The 1,282-nt window shown below is 74.0% G+C and carries 1 protein-coding gene; it reads left to right on the forward strand.

Features of this window, described 5'->3' with window-relative positions; genetic code table 11:
• The first annotated feature begins 221 nt into the window (after window positions 1-221).
• Window positions 222-1,223: a type IV toxin-antitoxin system AbiEi family antitoxin domain-containing protein gene (locus AW16_RS17920; RefSeq protein ID WP_051682046.1), complete on the forward strand. Its 1,002-nt coding sequence runs from the start codon at window positions 222-224 to the stop codon at window positions 1,221-1,223.
• Window positions 1,224-1,282 lie beyond the last annotated feature (59 nt).

Below are 1,282 nucleotides of genomic sequence, written 5' to 3' on the forward strand. Positions count from 1 at the left end.
CCCGCTGACCCCCCCGGGGATCCACCCCGCCCAGGGATGCGAACAAGCGGTTGGTTGCGGTCCGCGGCCGTTTCGCGCAACCAAGTGCTTGCTCGAGAGCGGCTCGCGGTCGCGGTCGGTCGGCTGTGTCGAGGCGTCCACAGGCGGGGGCAGGAGTGTCGGCGTCCACAGGCCGGTCTCGCCCGACCGTTCGCGGAACGACGGGGCGGTCGGATGAGGGCGTGGCTTCGCGACTGCACGACATCCCCAAGGCGCTCGCGGAGCTCGCTCGCGCGCAGGCGGGACTGCTCTCGGCTGCTCAGTGCGACGCCGCCGGCGTGGATCGCGCCGCTCGTTCGCGCCGCGTGGGTGCCGAGGCGTGGACCCGGCCCGCGCGCGGTGTCGTCGAGCTGCGGCCACCCGGTTCCGAGCTGGGGCCGGACGAGTCGCGTCGACGTGCCGCGTGGCTGGGGCTCGTCGCCCACCCCGGCTCGGTCGCGGTCGGGCCTGCGGCACTGGCCCTGCTCGGCGTCACGGGACTGCCGCTGCGGATCCGGCCCGAGGTCGCGTTCGACGACGGACGCATGGTGCACTCGCGCGCCGGGATCGTCGTCCGTCAGTACGACGAGCTCGGCCCGACGACGGCACTGTCGTGGCGGCGGCTGGTGATCGGCCGGACCACAGGGCTGCGCATGTCGCTCGTGCACGCTGTCCCGCTGCTCCCGCGTCCGTATGCGGTCGCGGTGCTCGACGGCCTCCTGGCGCGGCGCAGGATCGACGCCGACGACCTCGACGAGCTTCGCCGGGCGACGCGCGGCCGTCGAGGGGCGGCACGGTCCGCCGACGTCTGGGACCTCGCAGACCCGTGCGCCGAGTCCCCGGCCGAATCCGTCGCGCGGGTCGCGTGCCATGACGCGGGCATCCCGCCCGACGAGCTGCAGGTGGTGATCCGGGACGACCACGGCCGATTCGTGGCACGCGGCGATCTCGGCTGGCGCCTCCCCGGCGGGCGGTGGCTGATCGCGGAGATCGACGGTCGGCAGTTCCATGACACCCCGGTTGCCGTACTCGCCGACCGGGAGAGGCAGAACCGGCTCGTCGCGAGCCGTCGCGTCGAGCTCTTCCGGTTCGCCCCGTCGGACGCGACAACGGGCCGCCTGACGACCCAGCTCCGCGCCGCGCTCGACCTGCACGGCTGGCGGCGAACCTCGAGCAAGCACTTGGTTGCGCGAAACGGCCGCTGACCGCAACCAAGTGCTTGCTCGGCTGGTGGTGGTGGTGGGACCGGCGGCGGGTCGGGGAT

Source organism: Cellulomonas sp. HZM (assembly GCF_000708885.1).
Lineage (GTDB): Bacteria > Actinomycetota > Actinomycetes > Actinomycetales > Cellulomonadaceae > Cellulomonas.